Here is a 15,527-nt window from a genome sequence, read left to right on the forward strand (position 1 = left end):
ACGTCCATGAAGTAATGGAACATGCCGCGCTTGAAGGCCCCGGCGTCTTCCATTCGGATCATCACGCTCGTCAAGAGCCCTTCGAACACGCGTGGCGGCGCGAAGTAGTAGGTCGGGCCCACTTCCTTCAGGTCGATCGTCACCGTGGCACCGGATTCGGGGCAGTTCACCACGTAGCCGCAGGTCAACCATTGGGCGTACGAGAACGTGTTCTGACCGATCCACGCCGGAGGGAGATAGGCCAACACCTCCTCCTTGTTCGTCAACCGGTCAAAGTCGGCTCCAGCACGGGCGCGGTTGAGCAAGCTGTGGTGGGTGTGCACCACGCCCTTGGGGTTGCCGGTGGTGCCCGATGTGAAGAACATGGCGGCCACGTCGTCGGGAAACGCCTTGCTGATCTCGGTCCTGAAGAAGTCTGGGTGCTTGCTGGCGAAGGCACGGCCACTGTCGGTGAGGGCTGCGAGAGATGACAGGCCGGATGCCGGGTAGTTGCGCAGGCCGCGCGGGTCGTCGTAGTAGATGTGAGAGAGCTGAGGGCACTGCTCACGGATCTCCAGCATCTTGTCAACTTGCTCCTGGTCTTCCACCACGCAGAAGCGCACCTCGGTGTTGTTGATCGGGAAGACGCATTCGGCGGCGATCGCATCCTGGTAGAGCGGAACCGGGATCGCACCCAATGACTGCGCGGCCAGCAGGGAGGCGTACAGGAATCGCCGATTGCCGCTGATCATCACGATGTGCTCGCCACGCTGAAGACCGGCAAGGTGCAGCCCACAGGCGATCTCCTCCACCTGTCGGGCGAGTGCGCTCCATGAGAGCGTTTGCCAGATGCCGTATTCCTTCTCGCGCAGCGCTGGCGCGTTTCCGTTTTCAATCGCGTGCTGCAGCAACAGAAGGGGGAAAGTCTTTCCCATCGAGAGGTTCCTTGGAAGCGTCGTTTCGATGAGGGCTGATGCTATGGACGCTGCCATTCACCGTTTGTCCTTGCCGCACCATTCCTAGGGAAGTCACTAGGGGTCCATCGCGGCAACGACCGCGAAGTACCATCCGCGTCATGAGTGAATCTCCAGAGAACGACCGCTTGGCCACGGGGCGAGAACTCGATCGCATTCCCTGGCTTGGGTTGCTTTCCGCGGAAGACCGCGCCTGGGTGGCGCCACGGATGCGGATACGTGATTGCGTGGCGGACGAGTTCGTGCTGCGTGTGGGCGCGCCCCCTTCACATTGGTATGGCGTGATCGAGGGCATGCTGCGCGTTGACCACCCGCTCGATCTGGACGAGCACCTCACCTACAGCGGCATTCCTGCGGGTGGCTGGTTTGGCGAGGGCACCCTGATCAAGGGACATCCGTTCATGTTCAGCGTGCAGGCGCTTCGCAAGAGTGTGGTGGCTTGCCTGGCCGCGGCAGACTTCCATGCACTCACGCAACGCTCGATCGGCCTGAGCCGGTTCACCTTGAACCAGCTCAACGAGCGCCTTGCACAGTTCATTGCTGCTCGCGAGATCGATCGCATCGCGGACGACGAACAACGGCTGGCCTGCAGCCTGTTGTGGCTGCGCAACCCGGTGTTGTTTCCCGCGGCGGGCAACGTGCTGATGATCACCCAGCAAGATCTCTCCAACCTGATCGGCATGTCCCGGCAGCGGGTCAACAAGGCGCTTGCCCTGCTGGAGGGCAAGGGTGTGGTGCGGGTCGAGTACCGCACCCTGCGGTTTCTGGATTCGCAGAAACTGAAAGACTGCGCCGAGGCGAGGTAAGCGGGCCATTCTGGCGACGGCTGGCGAAACGCCCGCGGCTGCGGGTACAGCGCGCGAGGTACCTCCTAGGGAAGACCCTCAAAAAGGTTCGCCGCGGACAAACAGCACTGGTGAACTCACCTACCTTGCAGTTTTCCAACCGTGTGGAGACTGCCATGCCCCCGATCTCAACCCTGCCCAACCACACCGCCCATCTGTCACGGCGCACTTGCGTCGCCGGCTTGCTGGCGTCGCCCTTTGTTCTCACGGCGCGTGCCGCGACCCCATCCCGAACGACGATCCGGATCGGCCAGACAACGGCCCTGAGCGGGCCACTGGGAGACCTGGGCCTGGCCATGCACAACGGTGCGAAAGCCTGTTTCACCGGCGTGAATGCGCGTGGAGGCATCCAAGGCATTCCCATCGAACTCATCGTCAAGGACGATGGCTACGATGCGACCCGCGCTCTCGCCAACGCCGTGGAACTGATCAACGATCCCCAGATGTTTGCCTTGTTCAACTGCATGGGAACCCCCATGACAGCGGCCATTCTTCCCAAGGTGAAGGATTCGGGCATTCCACTGTTTGCCCCTTTCACCGGGGCCTTGTCCGTGCGTCCCAAGGACATGCGCAATGTCTTCTACATTCGCCCGAGCTACCCCGACGAAGGTGAGCAGTTGGTGCAGCACCTCGACACCATCGGTACGCGCCGCATCTCCGTGGCTTACCAGAACAACTCCTTTGGCAAGGAGATCTACGAGGGCGTGCGGCTGGCCATGGAGCGGCGCAAGATGACCGCCCCCCGCACGGTCACAGTCGAGACCGACAGCTCCAACGTGGCCGAGGCGGCTGCGAGTATCGCCGCGCACCCGCCCGAGGCGCTTCTGGTGGGCATTGCCGGCAAGCCCGCCGTCGACTTCATTCGCGCCTTTCGTCGGCAGCGCAAGGCCGTCGCGCTCTACAGCCTGTCCATTCTCGGCACCGCTCAAACGCTCAGGGATCTGGGCCCGGACGGCGTGGGGATTGCGCTTTCGCAGGTGGTTCCCATGCCCGGCAACAGCAACACACCTGTCGTGCGGGAGTTTCAACTGGCCTGGAAAGCGCTGGGTGTCGCCCAGGAGCCTTCTCATCTGGCGCTGGAGGGCTTCATCAACGCCAAAGCCTTTGTCCTGGCCATGCAGCGCGCCGGCAAGGACGCCACCCGTGAAGCCTTCATCAACAGCACCTGGAAGCTGGGCCGCCAGGACCTCGGTGGTTTCGACCTGCGCTTCACGGCTCCGGGCATCCATGCCTCGCGCTTTATCGAGCTGACAATGGTCGGGCAGGGCGGGCGTTTCATTCGTTGATGATCTGGCTTGAAAATCGGGTTTGTAGACGTCTCGGCGCTGCCACATCTCTCAGTCAAAAACCATCTCCATGACCGGCCACCCTCGTAGACGCCGCTCGGCCACTCCCGAAGATCTGGCGCAGATTCACTGGCTGCAACGGCTTGCCCCTGAAGACCGGGCATGGGCTGCTGCCAGGGTGCAGGTGCACGACCTGGCGCCTCATGATGTCCTTTGCGTGTTCGGGGACCAGCCCACGCACTGGTACGGAACTTTGCATGGCTTGCTCAAGCTCAGCAACGACAGCCGCGATGGACTGCCCATCACCTACGCAGGATTGCCCACCAGCGGATGGTTTGGCGAAGGCACGTTGATCAAGCTGGAGCCTTACCGGTACAACGTCTCGGCGCTGCGGGCCAGCACGGTCGGCAGTCTGCCGGTGGCGGACTTTCACCACTTGCTGGACGTGTCGCTGGAGTTCAACCGGTTCCTCATGGCCCAGATCAACGAACGGCTGGGCCAGTTCATGGCGGCGCGGGTCACCGACCGCATGCGAAACCCCGAGATCCGGGTGGCGCGCAGCCTGTTGGCCTTGTTCAACCCGGTGCTCTACCCCACGGTGGACGCATTCTTTCAGATCACGCAACAGGAGCTGGCTTACCTCATCGGCATCCCCCGCCAGCGCATCAACGAGGCGCTGCAGCAACTGGCGGTGAAGGGCGTGGTCGAGTTGGGCTACGGTGGTGTGCGGGTACTGGACACCGGCTTGCTGAGCGCTGTGGCAGCTGCGCCACTTCGCTGACGATCGCGCTGCATTTCCGGCAACCGGTGCGCAACGTAGGTGCCCGTGCTCAAACCCAGCAGGTACAGCAGTTCAGGGCCGAAGACCGGCATTTGCAGGTCGTCGAAGACATCGGCCAGAAACACGATCACCAGCGCAACGGTCCACGCCAGCATTTGAAAGCGGGCGATCGAACAACCTTCGTCATCGGAGACGAGTTCGCGCATGAAGCGCCGCGCCGTCCAACGCGGTGCCAGGAAGATGTCTGTCTGTGTGGCCTGCGGGGCCGATGTCGCTGTGCTGGGACCCGCGGCTTTCACGAACGTGTCGCCCAGCGCAGTGCCGGCGCTGATGCTCAGCGTCGACAGGATGGAGCTGTTCAAGGTGTCGAAGTTGCCCGTGGCCAGCCAGATCACGAGGAAGGCGCCAAAGATCACGAAGAACCACAGCGCGAGCTGCACCTTGGCCAGGCTGAACCGGTGCGACAACGTTTCGTCCAGCAGCTTGCAGCGCTCCATCAACAAGGTGGTGTGCATCGCCAGTGCGCAGAACGCCATGCTGAACACCGCCACGATCAGAACGGCTGCCAGCAACCAGCGCCAGTTGATCACCGTCAAGAGCGCGCGCCGGCTGGTCAGGGTGAGGTCGGTGGCAAACGGATCCACTTGTTCAAGCCCCACGCTGAATCGCACCGCCCGCTGGAACGTCAGCGGACTGAGCAGGTGCGTCCATGTGTCCCGGTTCTGCTGGGTGATGCGCAGATGGAACTGCAAGCGGCTCTGGCCCAGATCCACCGCCAGTGGCGTCACGCCGCTGAGGGCGCGCCCGTCGAGGTAGGGCACCAGCTGCCATGCCGGGTGCACCGACGCCGGACCCGCGCGTGTCGAGGCCGGCCCACCGATGGCGAGGTTCCAGTCCGCCAGGTGATCGACCTGGACCTCGATGATCCGGTCGATCTCCAGTTCACCAATAAGTGCGCTCACAACGGGCGCTGGCGGCGCTGTCGCGACGGCAGTCGACTGGGCCCAGACCGACGGTGCCAGACACACCCACAGCCAGGCCGACAAATGGACGAGAAAACGGTTCATGGGATGACCTCGTTCCGGCGTGGTGTTCAGGCCTCGGCGCTGAGCAGCGTCTGTGCTTGTTTCCACAACTGCTCGCGGTGGGCCTGGCCCAGCACCGCACCGTTGATGGCCACGGTCAGTTGCTCGAAGGACTGCGCCGTGGCGGGGTCGGCCAGCGCGTTGCCGTTGATGCGCTGCCAGTACCACCCGGCCACGCGAGCGGCGGCGACCGGCTGCAGCAGGGCGTCTGGATCGTTGACCAGATCGAGCTGCAGGGCCGCCCCTGCTTCGGTGTAGAGGGTTCGCCCGGTCAGCTGGATGAGGCCTCGCCCCCGGTAGCGCCAACCGTCCCCACTGCTCTCGGGCCCATTGCCCATGCGGTTGGCATAGACCACATTGGCCAGCGCCTCGGGGTGGTGTTCAAACAGGCTGGCATCCAGGCGGCCATCGGGTTCGTCCGGGGCCAGGTAAAAATGCCGAGGCCACACCACGGGCAGCCGTCCGGCGCTGTAGCTGAGGTTCTCCGCCACCGCGCGCAGGCCGTCCGACTCGTGGACGGTCTGCGCCAGAAAGGCCGCCTCGCGGGCTGGCGTGTTGATCTGGAACTCGGTCATGGCGGCTTCGATGGGCCCAAGCCAGGGTGCCACTTCATTGCTGGGCCGCCCGGTGAGGGTGGCCAGATCGTCTGCGGTCATCGCTTGCCTCCTTACTGGCCTGCAGCAGCATCGGCCGCGGCAGTGTCGTCGCCCTGGATGGCGAGCAGCCTGTCGGGGTAGTACTTGTTCATCCACATCTGCGCGAGCTGCGTGCGCGTGATCGGCTTGAGGTAGTAGTTGATCGGCACACCGATGCCACCCTTGCGCGCGGCCGCCACGTAGTTGTCGAAGGCCGTCATCAGGGAGTTCACATCGAGCACCTTGACCTTCATGCCTTGCATTTCGCCGAGCTTGGTCAACACACTCTGCACCGTGTTGGCCTGCAGGTCGGTGAACGCCTGGCCCGAACGGGCGGTGGCAGCCAGGGCCTGCGTGGACTGGATCTCGGTGTTGGCTTTGTTGGCCAGAGCCGCCAGGGCGTCCATGGTGCTTTTGCCCTCTTCCACGGAAAACGTCTTCACGGCCATCTGTATGTCGGCACTGGCAATGCCCAGGATCACGCCGGAGGTGATCACGGTCACGTGCGAGGTGATCTCCTGGCGGCTGGACAGCGACTTTTCGTCATCGGCATCGGTGTCTTCCACGCCCAGCGAACCACTGGCCGAACTGATCCAGTCCTTCTTGGCGGCCCGGACCTGGAAATCGACCACGTCGGACTCCATTTCCTGGCTCGTGGCTGTGGTTTCCTTGCGCAGGATGTGCACCATGCCCACAAAACTGGAGCCATAGGTGGCGCCCGAGATGATGTTGAACGACTTGTCGCCGGGAGAGCCGACCTGGGTGGCGATCTTGGCCATGCTGTTGGCATCGGGCCGCAGCTTGTCCTTGGCATCGGCGAACAATTGGTTCCACACCCGCACCGCCTTGTCCACGTCGAGCACCAGCGGCGCCAGCACCGAGGCCTGGCGGTGCGTGCAGTTGGCGGTGAGCACCAGCGTGCCGGCGACCTTGTGCATCTGGCGCTGGTGGTTGATCTGCTTGACCGCTGTCTTGGCCATCTCGAAACCGCCCTCGGCATCGCCGTAGCTGCCGGCCAGGGTGATGAACTTCTGGATGTTGGAGATGGTGTTCTGGGCCTTCTGCTCGTTCTGGTCAAAGGAGAAGTACTGCGCGTCCATCTTCAGTGTGTCGGCCGCCAGCGGCATGGGCTTGATCACGGTGCGCTGGTAGTCAATCGGGCTTTCCACACCGGCGTTGACCAGTTGCACCTTGGCCCGCAGCGGCTGCATCTGCAGCTCCTGCTGAACGCGCGTGGTGGCGTAAGTCACGGCGGCTTTTTCCAACTGGGTGTCCACGTCGGGCATCTTGGCCAGCAGGTCCTTGGGATCGATGTTCATGTTCACCAGCTCGCTGGCGGTCATCTCCAGGCCGCGCTTGAGCGAGATGAACGAATTGAGCGTGTCCTGCGCCGCATCGACAGGCGTCTGCAGGGCCGACATCTCCAGCAGGGTGGCTATGGCCGTGGGATGCACGACACTGCCCAGCACGAGGGAGGGTGAATAAGGAATGGAGGAGGGCATGGAAAGGCTCCGGGGGAAAGGGGGATTGCAGACAGGGCGGGGGGGTCAGCGCATCGGTGCGCTCAGCTGGCGGGCGCTTCCTTCTTGGGACGCGGAGCGTCGTCGCCCTGGATGTCCACGTACTTGTTGGGGTAGTACTTCGAGACCCACATCTGCGCGAGCTGGGTGCGCGTGATCGGCTTGAGGTAGTAGTTGATCGGCACACCGATCGGGGTCTCGAGCGTGACGGCCGTGGCGGTGTTCACGTAGTCCTCGAACGCCACCACCATCGACGAGATGTCGAGCATGCTGTTCTTGTCATCGTCGAGCTTGGACAGGCTCTGCATCACACTTTCGATGTTGGCGGTCTTCAGGGCCACGAACTCTCCCTTGGTGCGCGCCGCGGTGGCAGCCTGCTGGGCCGAGTTGCGATCGGCCGAGGTGAAATCGGAGAGCTTGGCCAGGCTGGTCATCATGTCCGAAGGGTCGAAACTGGCGAACTGCTTGACGCCGATGGCGACATCGTTCGCTTTGATGGTGGGGATGAAGCCCGCGGTGATGAGCGTGACGTGGGAGTTGATGTTCTGGGTGCTGAGCAGCTTCTTGACGTCACTGGCGAAACTTTTGTTGACGCCGAAGCCCCCCTTGATGGAGGCCACTGCGGCACCCAGCGCCAGCGTCGCCTTGGCGTCGCGCTCGGTCGAATCGTCGTCCTGGCTGCTGGAGGTCTTGTCGACATTGAGCACGTGCACCATGCCCACAAAACTCGAACCCAGCGTGGCGCCCGAAATGATGTTGAAGGCCTTCTCTTGCGGGGAGCCCTCGTGCTCGACGACCTCGCGCATGCCGTCTTCGTCGGTGCGCAGCTTCTCGCCCGGGAACAGCTGGTTCCACACGCGGATGGCCTTGTCCACATCGAGGCACAGCGGGGCGAGCACCTGGGCTTCCTTGTGGGTGCAGCTGGCGGTGAGCACCAGGGTGCCCGAAATCTTGTGCAGCTGGCGCTGCTTGTCCACCTGGTCCACGGCGGTCTTGGCCATGTCGAAGGACGCGTCGATACCCAGGAAGGAGGTGGCCGCGCTGACATAGGACTTGATGTTGCCCAGAGTGTTGCTGTCGTTTTCCTGGTTGTCGTCGAAGGTGAAGAACTGCGCGTCCATCTTCAGCGAGTCGGCCGCCAGCGGCAGGGTCTTGATCTGCGTGCGGTTGTAGTCGATCGGACTCTCCACGCTGGCATTGACCATCTGCATCTTCGCGCGCAGCGGCTGCAGCTTGAGTTCCTGCTCCACGCGGGTGGTGGCGTAGGCGGTGGCGGCCTTGTCCACATCGGTACCCACTTCCTGTACCTTCTTCACCAGATCCTTGGGATCGATCTTCATGTTGATGAGCTCCTGAACCGTCATTTCCAGGCTGCGTTTCATGGCAATGAAGGAGTTCAGGGTTTCCTGCGCGGCGTCGATGGGCGTCTGCGCCGCCGACACCGCCAGCAACGTGTCGATGGCAGCGGGTTCGATGATGCTGCCCAGCACGAGCGAGGGCGAGTAGGGAATGGTGGTCGACATGAAGGGTTCCTGAAAAGTTGGGAAGGGACTGGCAACGTGTTCAGAATTTGCGGGCCATCGCGGCCTCGCCGGACTGGTTGAACGAGAGGTTGGCTCGGCAGGATGCCAACTGCGCGCCGTTGTGCGCACCCAGCTTGCGGCGCAGGTTGTCGCGGTGCGTGTTCACGGTGTAGGGACTGATGTTCAGTTCCCGTGCGATCTGTTTCGAGGTCAAACCGCGTGCGATGAAATCGAGGATTTCGGTTTCCCGGGCAGTCAAGGCGGTATCGGAAGAAGTCAAGAGAGTTGCGAATGTCATGGTCGACCCTGGTTGGTGGTTGTCTGAGCTCAAATCAGATGCACCCAACCGGAGCCCTGCTCGGCGCAGGGCTGTCGTCATCCGTGGAGGCATCGAATTCAGTGAGGGCAGTCTGCGGCAATCACCCGTTGGAGGATTGACGAACAGGTTATGAAACGCTCATGAATCGATGACTCGGCAAACGCCCCGGAAAGGGGTTTCACGGAGCTTGCGGCGGCCAGCGCAAAGCCTGTGCAACGCACGCAAAAAGGGCGCGACAGCAGGATGTCGCGCCCTGAATTTCGAAGGCAGCGCCGGGGTTACATGGCGGCTTGCAGCATGGCCCGGTAGTCCTCGGCCGTGGCCAGGCGAGGATTGGTCTTGTGGCAGTGGTCGGCCATTGCGCCTTCGATGACCTTGTCGAACAGGTCGGGTGTGACCCCCATGGTGGCCAGGCCCGCGGGCAGGCCCAGGCGGGCATTCATGTCGGTGATGGCCTCGGCCACATCACCGCCGCTGGCCAACCCCATGGCGTGGGCCATGCGTTGCAGGCGGTTGTCCTTCTTCATCGATTCGGCTTCGGCATTGAAGCGGATCACGGCCGGCAGAAAGACGGCGTTGAGCGTGCCGTGGTGCAGCCGCGGATTGACGCCACCCAGGCTGTGGCTGAGCGAATGCACGCAGCCCAGTCCCTTCTGGAAGGCCATTGCGCCCTGCATGCTGGCGCTCATCATGTTCAGTCGCGCTTCACGGTCCTGCCCGTCTTTCGTGGCGCGCTCGATGTTGGCCCAGCCCCGCGTCAGGCCATCAAGGCCGATGCCGTCGGCCGGCGGGTTGAAGGGCGGCGCCATGAAGGTTTCCATGCAATGGGCAATGGCGTCCATGCCGGTGGCGGCGGTCAGCATGGGCGGCAGCCCCAGGGTGAGTTCGGGGTCGAGCAGGGCGGTCTTGGGCACCAGGTGCCAGCTGTGAAAGCCGAGTTTGCGGCCGTCGTCCACGATCACGATGGCGCCACGCGCCACCTCGCTGCCGGTGCCCGCCGTGGTGGGCACGGCAATGAGCGGTGGCACGCGGTCGGTGATCTTCAGCGAGCCCCCTTCGATGGTGGCGTAGGTCTTGAGCGGACCCGGGTGGGTGCAGGCGATGGCCACGCCTTTGGCACAGTCGATGGCGCTGCCGCCGCCCAGGGCAATGAGCCCGTCGCAGCCTTGCGCCTGGTACACCGCCACGGCGGCTCGCACGGCGGCCTCGGTCGGGTTGGACGGGGTCTGGTCGAACACCGCCGGACGCAGACCGGGCAGGGCGGCGGTGGCCTTGTCGAGCAGACCCGCGGCTTTCACGCCGGCGTCGGTCACGATGAGCGGGCGGCGGATGCCCACGCGGTCGCACTCGGCCTGCAATTGCGAGAGCACGCCGAAGTCAATCAGGATGTTGGTGATGTAGAGGATCTGGGCCAAGGCGGTCTCCGGTGTAGGTGTTTGTTGATGCGAAAACTATAGGGCTCGCGCCTCGATCCGCCTATGCCGCCAACCCGCGGTCCGTCACCCAAAAGACAGGGCCTGTGACCACGCCTTTGTGTGCCCGCCACAATGTTGACCCATGTCCCACCATCCAGACCCCCGCTCGCTCCTGACGCCGGCCATGCGCCATGTGCTGGAGCGCATCGCACGAGCGGGGCACCTGCCACTGCACGCGCTCACGCCGGCGCAGGCCAAGCTGGCCTACGAAGCAGGCGCTGGCGTGCTGGAGATCCCCGCGCACAAACTGCCCAGGGTGGAAGAGCTGCGCTTCGCCGCCCGCGATGGCGTGGAGTTGCGCGCGCAGCTGTTCGCGCCGGATTCCGAGGCCGCCCTGCCGGTGCTGCTGTACTTCCACGGCGGCGGCTTCTCTGTGGGCAGCGTGGCCACGCACGCGGCGCTGTGCCGCCACCTCGCCCACCTGGCGCACTGCGCCGTGGTGTCGGTGGACTACCGGCTCGCGCCCGAGTGGAAGTTTCCGACCGCCGTGCATGACGCCTGGGACAGCCTGACGGGCCTGCGCGAGCAGTGCAACGCGCTGGGTCTGGATGCAAACCGCATCGCGGTGGGCGGCGACAGTGCCGGGGGCACGCTGGCCGCCGTGACGGCGATTGCGGCGCGCGATGCCAATGTGCCGCTGGCGCTTCAGTTGCTCATCTACCCCGGCTGCGTGGGTCACCAGGACACCGCCTCGCACAAGACCTTTGCCGAAGGCTTTCTGCTGGAGGAGCGGCACATCAGCTACTTCTTTGGCCACTACCTGCGCAGCGCGGCTGACCGCGACGACTGGCGCTTTGCCCCACTCGATGGCGTGGACGAGCACGGCCATGTGCGCGAGCTTGACGATGTCGCGCCAGCCTGGATCGGCCTGGCCGAATGCGATCCACTCACCGACGAGGGCGTGATGTACGCCGACCGGTTGCGACATGCGGGCGTTGCGGTGGACATCGAGATCTACGCCGGCGTGGTGCACGGCTTCATCAACTTCGGCCGTGCCATTCCCCAGGCACTGACCGCCCACAACGACGCAGCGCGCGCGCTGCGCCAAGCCTTCAACGGATGACCCACATGACACTACCCCCACGCTCATCGTTTCACGTATCGCTGCCCCCCAAGGGGGCGCGTCATTTGCCTTCGGACGGCCGGGCGGCACTGACATGACCTTGCAACGCTCCGACTTCCGCTTCTTCCACCGCCTGCGCGTGCGCTGGGCCGAGGTGGACATGCAGAAGATCGTCTTCAATGCGCACTACCTGATGTATTTCGACACCGCCATCACCGACTACTGGCGCGCGCTGGGTCTGCCCTACCAGGAAAGCATGGAGCAGCTCGACGGCGACCTGTACGTGGTCAAGGCCACGGTGGAGTTCCACGCATCGGCCCGGGTGGACGACCAGCTTGAGGTGGCCATGAAATGCAGCCGCATCGGCAACTCGTCGCTCACCTTCACGGGCGCCATCTTTCGTGGTGACGAACACCTCATCACCGGCGAAATCATCTACGTCTTTGCCGACCCGGCCACGCAGACCTCACGACCGGTGCCCGCGGTGCTGCGCGACATCCTGACGGGATACGAGTCGGGCGAGGCCGTGACCGAAGTGCGCGTGGGCCCCTGGAGCGAACTCGGCCCGCACGCCCAGCGCCTGCGCACCGCGGTGTTCGTGGAGGAGCAGCGCATTCCGAAAGAGCTGGAGTGGGACGAGGCCGACGCCACCGCCGTGCACGCGGTGGCCTACAACCGGCTCGGCCGCCCGCTGGCCACCGGCCGCCTGCTGGCCCACGAGCCGGGCACCTCCAAGATCGGGCGCATGGCGGTCGATCGAACGCTGCGTGGCGGGCGCCTGGGGCGCGACGTGTTGCAGGCCTTGATGGAAGCGGCCCGCGAGCGTGGCGACGCCGAGGTGGTGCTGCACGCGCAGCGCAGCGCCGAGGGCTTCTATGCCCGGCTGGGCTACAAGGTGCTGGGCGAGCCGTTTGAAGAGGCCGGCATCCCGCACGTGACCATGTTCAAGCGGCTCTGAGACTCACCACACCAGCGTTTCACGGCGCGAACGCTCAGGCACCAGACTGGTCACGGTCTGGGTGGGGTCGTGGGTCCATTCGTGGACGGTCACGGCGAAGCCTTTCCCATGGGCTCGCGCACTGACCACCTGGCTGGTGCGCGTGCCATAGGCGCGATCGGCCATGCGCACAAACGGGCTGGAGAGCGCCCGCTCCAAGTGGTCGGGCACACCAGTGCGCGGCAGTTCCGGGTCCAGCACCGGCTGGTCGTGGGTCAGGGCCCGGGACAAAGGTGACAACCAGTCGGATGCCCGGGTCAGTGATTCGCCGATCGCGGCTTTCAGTTGCTGGGTCTTGGGCCACGGGGTGTCCAGGCTTGCGTTGGACAGGCCGTAGATGCCGGCATGCAGTGCACGCTGGTGCAGCACGTTCGCCTCGCTGGCGTGCGGCGCATCGGGGTCGCGGTTGCTCAGCCAGTGCCAGGCGCGGGCATGGAAGTCGCCCACCACCAGATTGAACCCGCCGTAGTCAGCCGACGCGATGCCGGCCGCAAACCGCTTCACGTCACCATCGCTCTGCAGCCAGCGCGTGACGAGCTCGCCGCGGCTGCGCCGCGCTGCCAACGTCAGCGGTTGTCGCACATTGGTCAGCATGGCCAGGCGCCCATGGGTGCTCAGACCCAGCCAGGTGCCACCGTCGCGCAGGTCGCGCCCCCCCACCACCTCGGTGCCGTCGTCCAACTGCCAGCGGTGCAGCGGCGCTGTGGGCCGATCCAGGAATTCGTCGCGGTTGGCGGCGATCAGCAGCGGGCAGGCCGGATCGGCGTTCAGCGCAAAGGCGATCAGGCACATATTGAAAGGCCCCCCCCGCCGCGCTTCGCGCGACCCCCCTGAAGGAGGGCAACGCCTGCGGCCCGGCCAAGCCGGTTCCGTGGTGTCTCTGGTCTGGGGGTTGGCAGGCGATGCATGGCGTGCAATTGCCGAAGATCAGATGTCGTCGAGCAGCGGGTAGGGCAGGGGCAGCAAGCTCAGTGCCGGCCCGCTGGCGCTGGCGGCATGCAGGCTGCCATCGGCGGCCGCGCTGGTCTGCATCGACACAATGGCATCGAAGCCACCACCCGGGTGGGGCGCCGCCTGGACCACCGTGCCGCAGGGTTGCTCGGCGTCGCTGCTGTGGAATACCTCCTGCCCGGCGGCCAGGGGTTCCGGGCTGTGCACCAGGTAAGCCCGGCGCTTGAGCGTGCCACGAAACTGGCTGCGCGCCACCACCTCCTGGCCGGGGTAACAACCCTTCTTGAAGTTCACGCCGCCGACCGACTCGTAGTTGAGCATCTGCGGCACGAAAGCCTCAAATACCGGCTGGCTGAGCGTGGCCACCGCGCTCTTCACATCCAGCCAGTTCCACAGGTCTTCGCTCAACGCTTCACCGGTGGGCGCCGAGGCGGTGGCGGGAACCACCCACAAGGCTCGCGCGGTCCCGTCGGAGGGGTACAGGCGCACCACGCTGGCGTCGTTGTCGCGCCATTGCGTCCACGGCGCATCGGGCAGGGCGGCGGGCACGGCGCTGCCGGCCAGGCCCCAGATGGCGAAGGCATCGCTGGCATCGCTCAGTCTGGCTTTGGCGCGCAACACAAACATCGACAGCCGCTTGAGTGTGGAGGGCAGCAGGTCCCGGCTGCAGATCAGCAGGATCTGGTCGTGGCTGCGCTTGAAGCCCACGAAGCTGGCCTGCATGCGGCCCTTGGCCGAGCAGAAAGCCGCCAGGCGCGCCTCGGACAGGCCCAGCAGCGCGAAATCGTGCGTGAGCTGGCCATGAAGAAACTTCGCGGCGTCCTCCCCGTCCACCTGGATCACCCCCAGCCGGGTCAGCCGGACGACACCGTGTAGAGCTTGAGTGGCCTCGAGTGGCAAGGGTGGAGTCATGGCGGTGCTGGTGGTGTTCAAGTGGGGCGCCCGGGGTGGCGGGAGCGGCGCGAGAGGCACGCCGCGCTGTGGAAGTGCCCGATTATCATCGTGTGCCCGCTTCAGGCGCTTCGCGCCAGCCCCATCACCCTGCTGAGCTCACACCCTTGTTACGCCTACTCAAACTCATGTTCGTGCTGCCACTGGTGGCCCTGCTGATCGCAGGCGCCTTCGGCGTGTGGTGGATCGATGAACCGCTGCGACTGGCACCCGGCGTGACCGAGCAAAAGCCCCTGGACGTGGAGATTGAGCCCGGCCAATCGGCACGCGGCATAGCCGAAAAGCTCTCTTTCTCGGGCGTTCAGACACCCTGGGTCCTGTTGTACGGCTGGTTCCGGTTGTCCGGCCAGTCGCGCGATATCAAGGCCGGCAGCTACGAAATTGCGCCGGGCACCACGCCGCGCCGTCTGCTCTCCAAGCTGGTGCGAGGCGAGCAGGCATTTCGCAGCATCACCCTGCTGGAAGGCTGGAATTACCGCCAGGTCTTCGATCTGGTGCGCGCCACGCCCGACCTCACCCAGGATCTCGACAACCTGAGTTCGGCCGACATCATGGCCCTCATCGGGTACCCCGGCCGCCACCCGGAAGGGCGGTTTTTCCCCGACACCTACCGCGTGACCAAGCGCGCCAACGCCTCCAGCGTGTTGCGCCAGGCCGCCCAGGCCATGGACAAGCGCCTGACCGACGCATGGGCCCAGCGAGACAGCACCGTGCCGCTGCGCTCCCCGGAAGAGGCGCTCATCCTGGCCAGCATCATCGAAAAGGAAACCGGTCTGGAGAGCGACCGCCGCCGCATCGGTGGTGTGTTTTCCAACCGGTTGCGCATCGGCATGCGCCTGCAAACCGACCCCGCCGTCATTTACGGCCTGGGTGAGCGATTCGACGGCAATCTGCGACGCGACGACCTGCTGACCGACTCGCCCTACAACACTTACACCCGCGTCGGGCTGCCCCCCACGCCGATCGCCATGCCGGGGGCCGCGTCGCTGAGGGCCGCCGTGCAGCCAGGAGACACCAACGCCATCTATTTCGTGTCCCGGGGTGACGGCTCTAGCCAGTTCAGCGCAACACTCGAAGAGCACAATGCCGCGGTGCGGCGCTACATCCTGCGCCGCTGATCCCCGCTCGAACTTCATTCCTTTT

General features: G+C 64.7%; 15 protein-coding genes. 6 read left to right on the forward strand and 9 right to left on the reverse strand.

From position 1 onward, the window contains the following. The coding region (locus ASE11_RS16795; protein WP_156406398.1) for an AMP-binding protein at positions 1-914 on the reverse strand (914 nt) is incomplete at its 3' end. A 140-nt stretch (positions 915-1,054) separates the two neighbouring features. On the opposite strand from ASE11_RS16795, the gene ASE11_RS16800 reads away from it, so the two are divergent. From ASE11_RS16800 to ASE11_RS16810, 3 genes are all read left to right on the forward strand, one after another. Continuing rightward, a complete protein-coding gene (locus ASE11_RS16800; protein WP_056274352.1) occupies positions 1,055-1,759 on the forward strand; it encodes a Crp/Fnr family transcriptional regulator in 705 nt (234 codons plus the stop codon). Positions 1,760-1,914: 155 nt separating this feature from the next. Next, positions 1,915-3,084, forward strand: a complete 1,170-nt coding sequence (locus ASE11_RS16805) for an ABC transporter substrate-binding protein (RefSeq protein WP_082585804.1) — start codon at positions 1,915-1,917, stop codon at positions 3,082-3,084. Positions 3,085-3,154: 70 nt separating this feature from the next. After that, positions 3,155-3,865 carry a Crp/Fnr family transcriptional regulator gene (locus ASE11_RS16810; protein ID WP_056274355.1) on the forward strand — a complete coding sequence of 237 codons (711 nt, stop codon included), beginning with the start codon at positions 3,155-3,157 and terminating at the stop codon, positions 3,863-3,865. On the opposite strand, the gene ASE11_RS16815 is transcribed toward ASE11_RS16810, so the two are convergent. From ASE11_RS16815 to ASE11_RS16840, 6 genes are all read right to left on the reverse strand, one after another. Beyond that, complete coding sequence (locus tag ASE11_RS16815) at positions 3,799-4,932, reverse strand: hypothetical protein (RefSeq protein WP_056274358.1); 1,134 nt, start codon at positions 4,930-4,932, stop codon at positions 3,799-3,801. The two genes, ASE11_RS16810 and ASE11_RS16815, sit on opposite strands and share 67 nt — an antisense overlap. 26 nt (positions 4,933-4,958) lie before the next feature. Then, the gene (locus ASE11_RS16820) at positions 4,959-5,606 is read right to left on the reverse strand and encodes a glycoside hydrolase family 19 protein (protein ID WP_056274361.1); all 648 of its coding nucleotides are present in this window, start codon (positions 5,604-5,606) and stop codon (positions 4,959-4,961) included. An 11-nt stretch (positions 5,607-5,617) separates the two neighbouring features. Then, positions 5,618-7,087, reverse strand: coding sequence for a hypothetical protein (locus tag ASE11_RS16825; RefSeq protein ID WP_056274364.1), 1,470 nt, complete (start codon positions 7,085-7,087; stop codon positions 5,618-5,620). 62 nt (positions 7,088-7,149) lie between these two features. Continuing rightward, the gene (locus ASE11_RS16830) at positions 7,150-8,628 is read right to left on the reverse strand and encodes a hypothetical protein (protein WP_056274367.1); all 1,479 of its coding nucleotides are present in this window, start codon (positions 8,626-8,628) and stop codon (positions 7,150-7,152) included. A 40-nt stretch (positions 8,629-8,668) separates the two neighbouring features. Then, the gene (locus ASE11_RS25465) at positions 8,669-9,007 is read right to left on the reverse strand and encodes a response regulator transcription factor (protein WP_235501340.1); all 339 of its coding nucleotides are present in this window, start codon (positions 9,005-9,007) and stop codon (positions 8,669-8,671) included. Positions 9,008-9,225: 218 nt separating this feature from the next. Then, positions 9,226-10,362, reverse strand: coding sequence for an iron-containing alcohol dehydrogenase (locus ASE11_RS16840; protein ID WP_056274371.1), 1,137 nt, complete (start codon positions 10,360-10,362; stop codon positions 9,226-9,228). Between the two features lie 142 nt (positions 10,363-10,504). Here ASE11_RS16840 and ASE11_RS16845 point away from each other — a divergent pair, with 142 nt between their 5' ends. After that, a complete protein-coding gene (locus tag ASE11_RS16845) occupies positions 10,505-11,485 on the forward strand; it encodes an alpha/beta hydrolase (RefSeq protein WP_056274374.1) in 981 nt (326 codons plus the stop codon). Positions 11,486-11,579: 94 nt separating this feature from the next. Continuing rightward, on the forward strand, positions 11,580-12,443 hold the full coding sequence (locus ASE11_RS16850) for a YbgC/FadM family acyl-CoA thioesterase (RefSeq protein ID WP_056274377.1): 864 nt from the start codon (positions 11,580-11,582) through the stop codon (positions 12,441-12,443). A gap of 3 nt (positions 12,444-12,446) precedes the next feature. On the opposite strand, the gene ASE11_RS16855 is transcribed toward ASE11_RS16850, so the two are convergent. After that, positions 12,447-13,274: an NRDE family protein gene (locus tag ASE11_RS16855; protein WP_056274380.1), complete on the reverse strand. Its 828-nt coding sequence runs from the start codon at positions 13,272-13,274 to the stop codon at positions 12,447-12,449. 135 nt (positions 13,275-13,409) lie between these two features. Continuing rightward, positions 13,410-14,345: a YgfZ/GcvT domain-containing protein gene (locus tag ASE11_RS16860; protein WP_056274382.1), complete on the reverse strand. Its 936-nt coding sequence runs from the start codon at positions 14,343-14,345 to the stop codon at positions 13,410-13,412. Positions 14,346-14,512: 167 nt separating this feature from the next. Between ASE11_RS16860 and mltG the strand changes: the two genes are divergently transcribed. Further along, on the forward strand, positions 14,513-15,502 hold the full coding sequence (mltG, locus tag ASE11_RS16865) for an endolytic transglycosylase MltG (RefSeq protein ID WP_056274387.1): 990 nt from the start codon (positions 14,513-14,515) through the stop codon (positions 15,500-15,502). Positions 15,503-15,527: the final 25 nt, after the last annotated feature.

The organism is Hydrogenophaga sp. Root209 (genome assembly GCF_001428625.1).
GTDB lineage: Bacteria > Pseudomonadota > Gammaproteobacteria > Burkholderiales > Burkholderiaceae_C > Hydrogenophaga.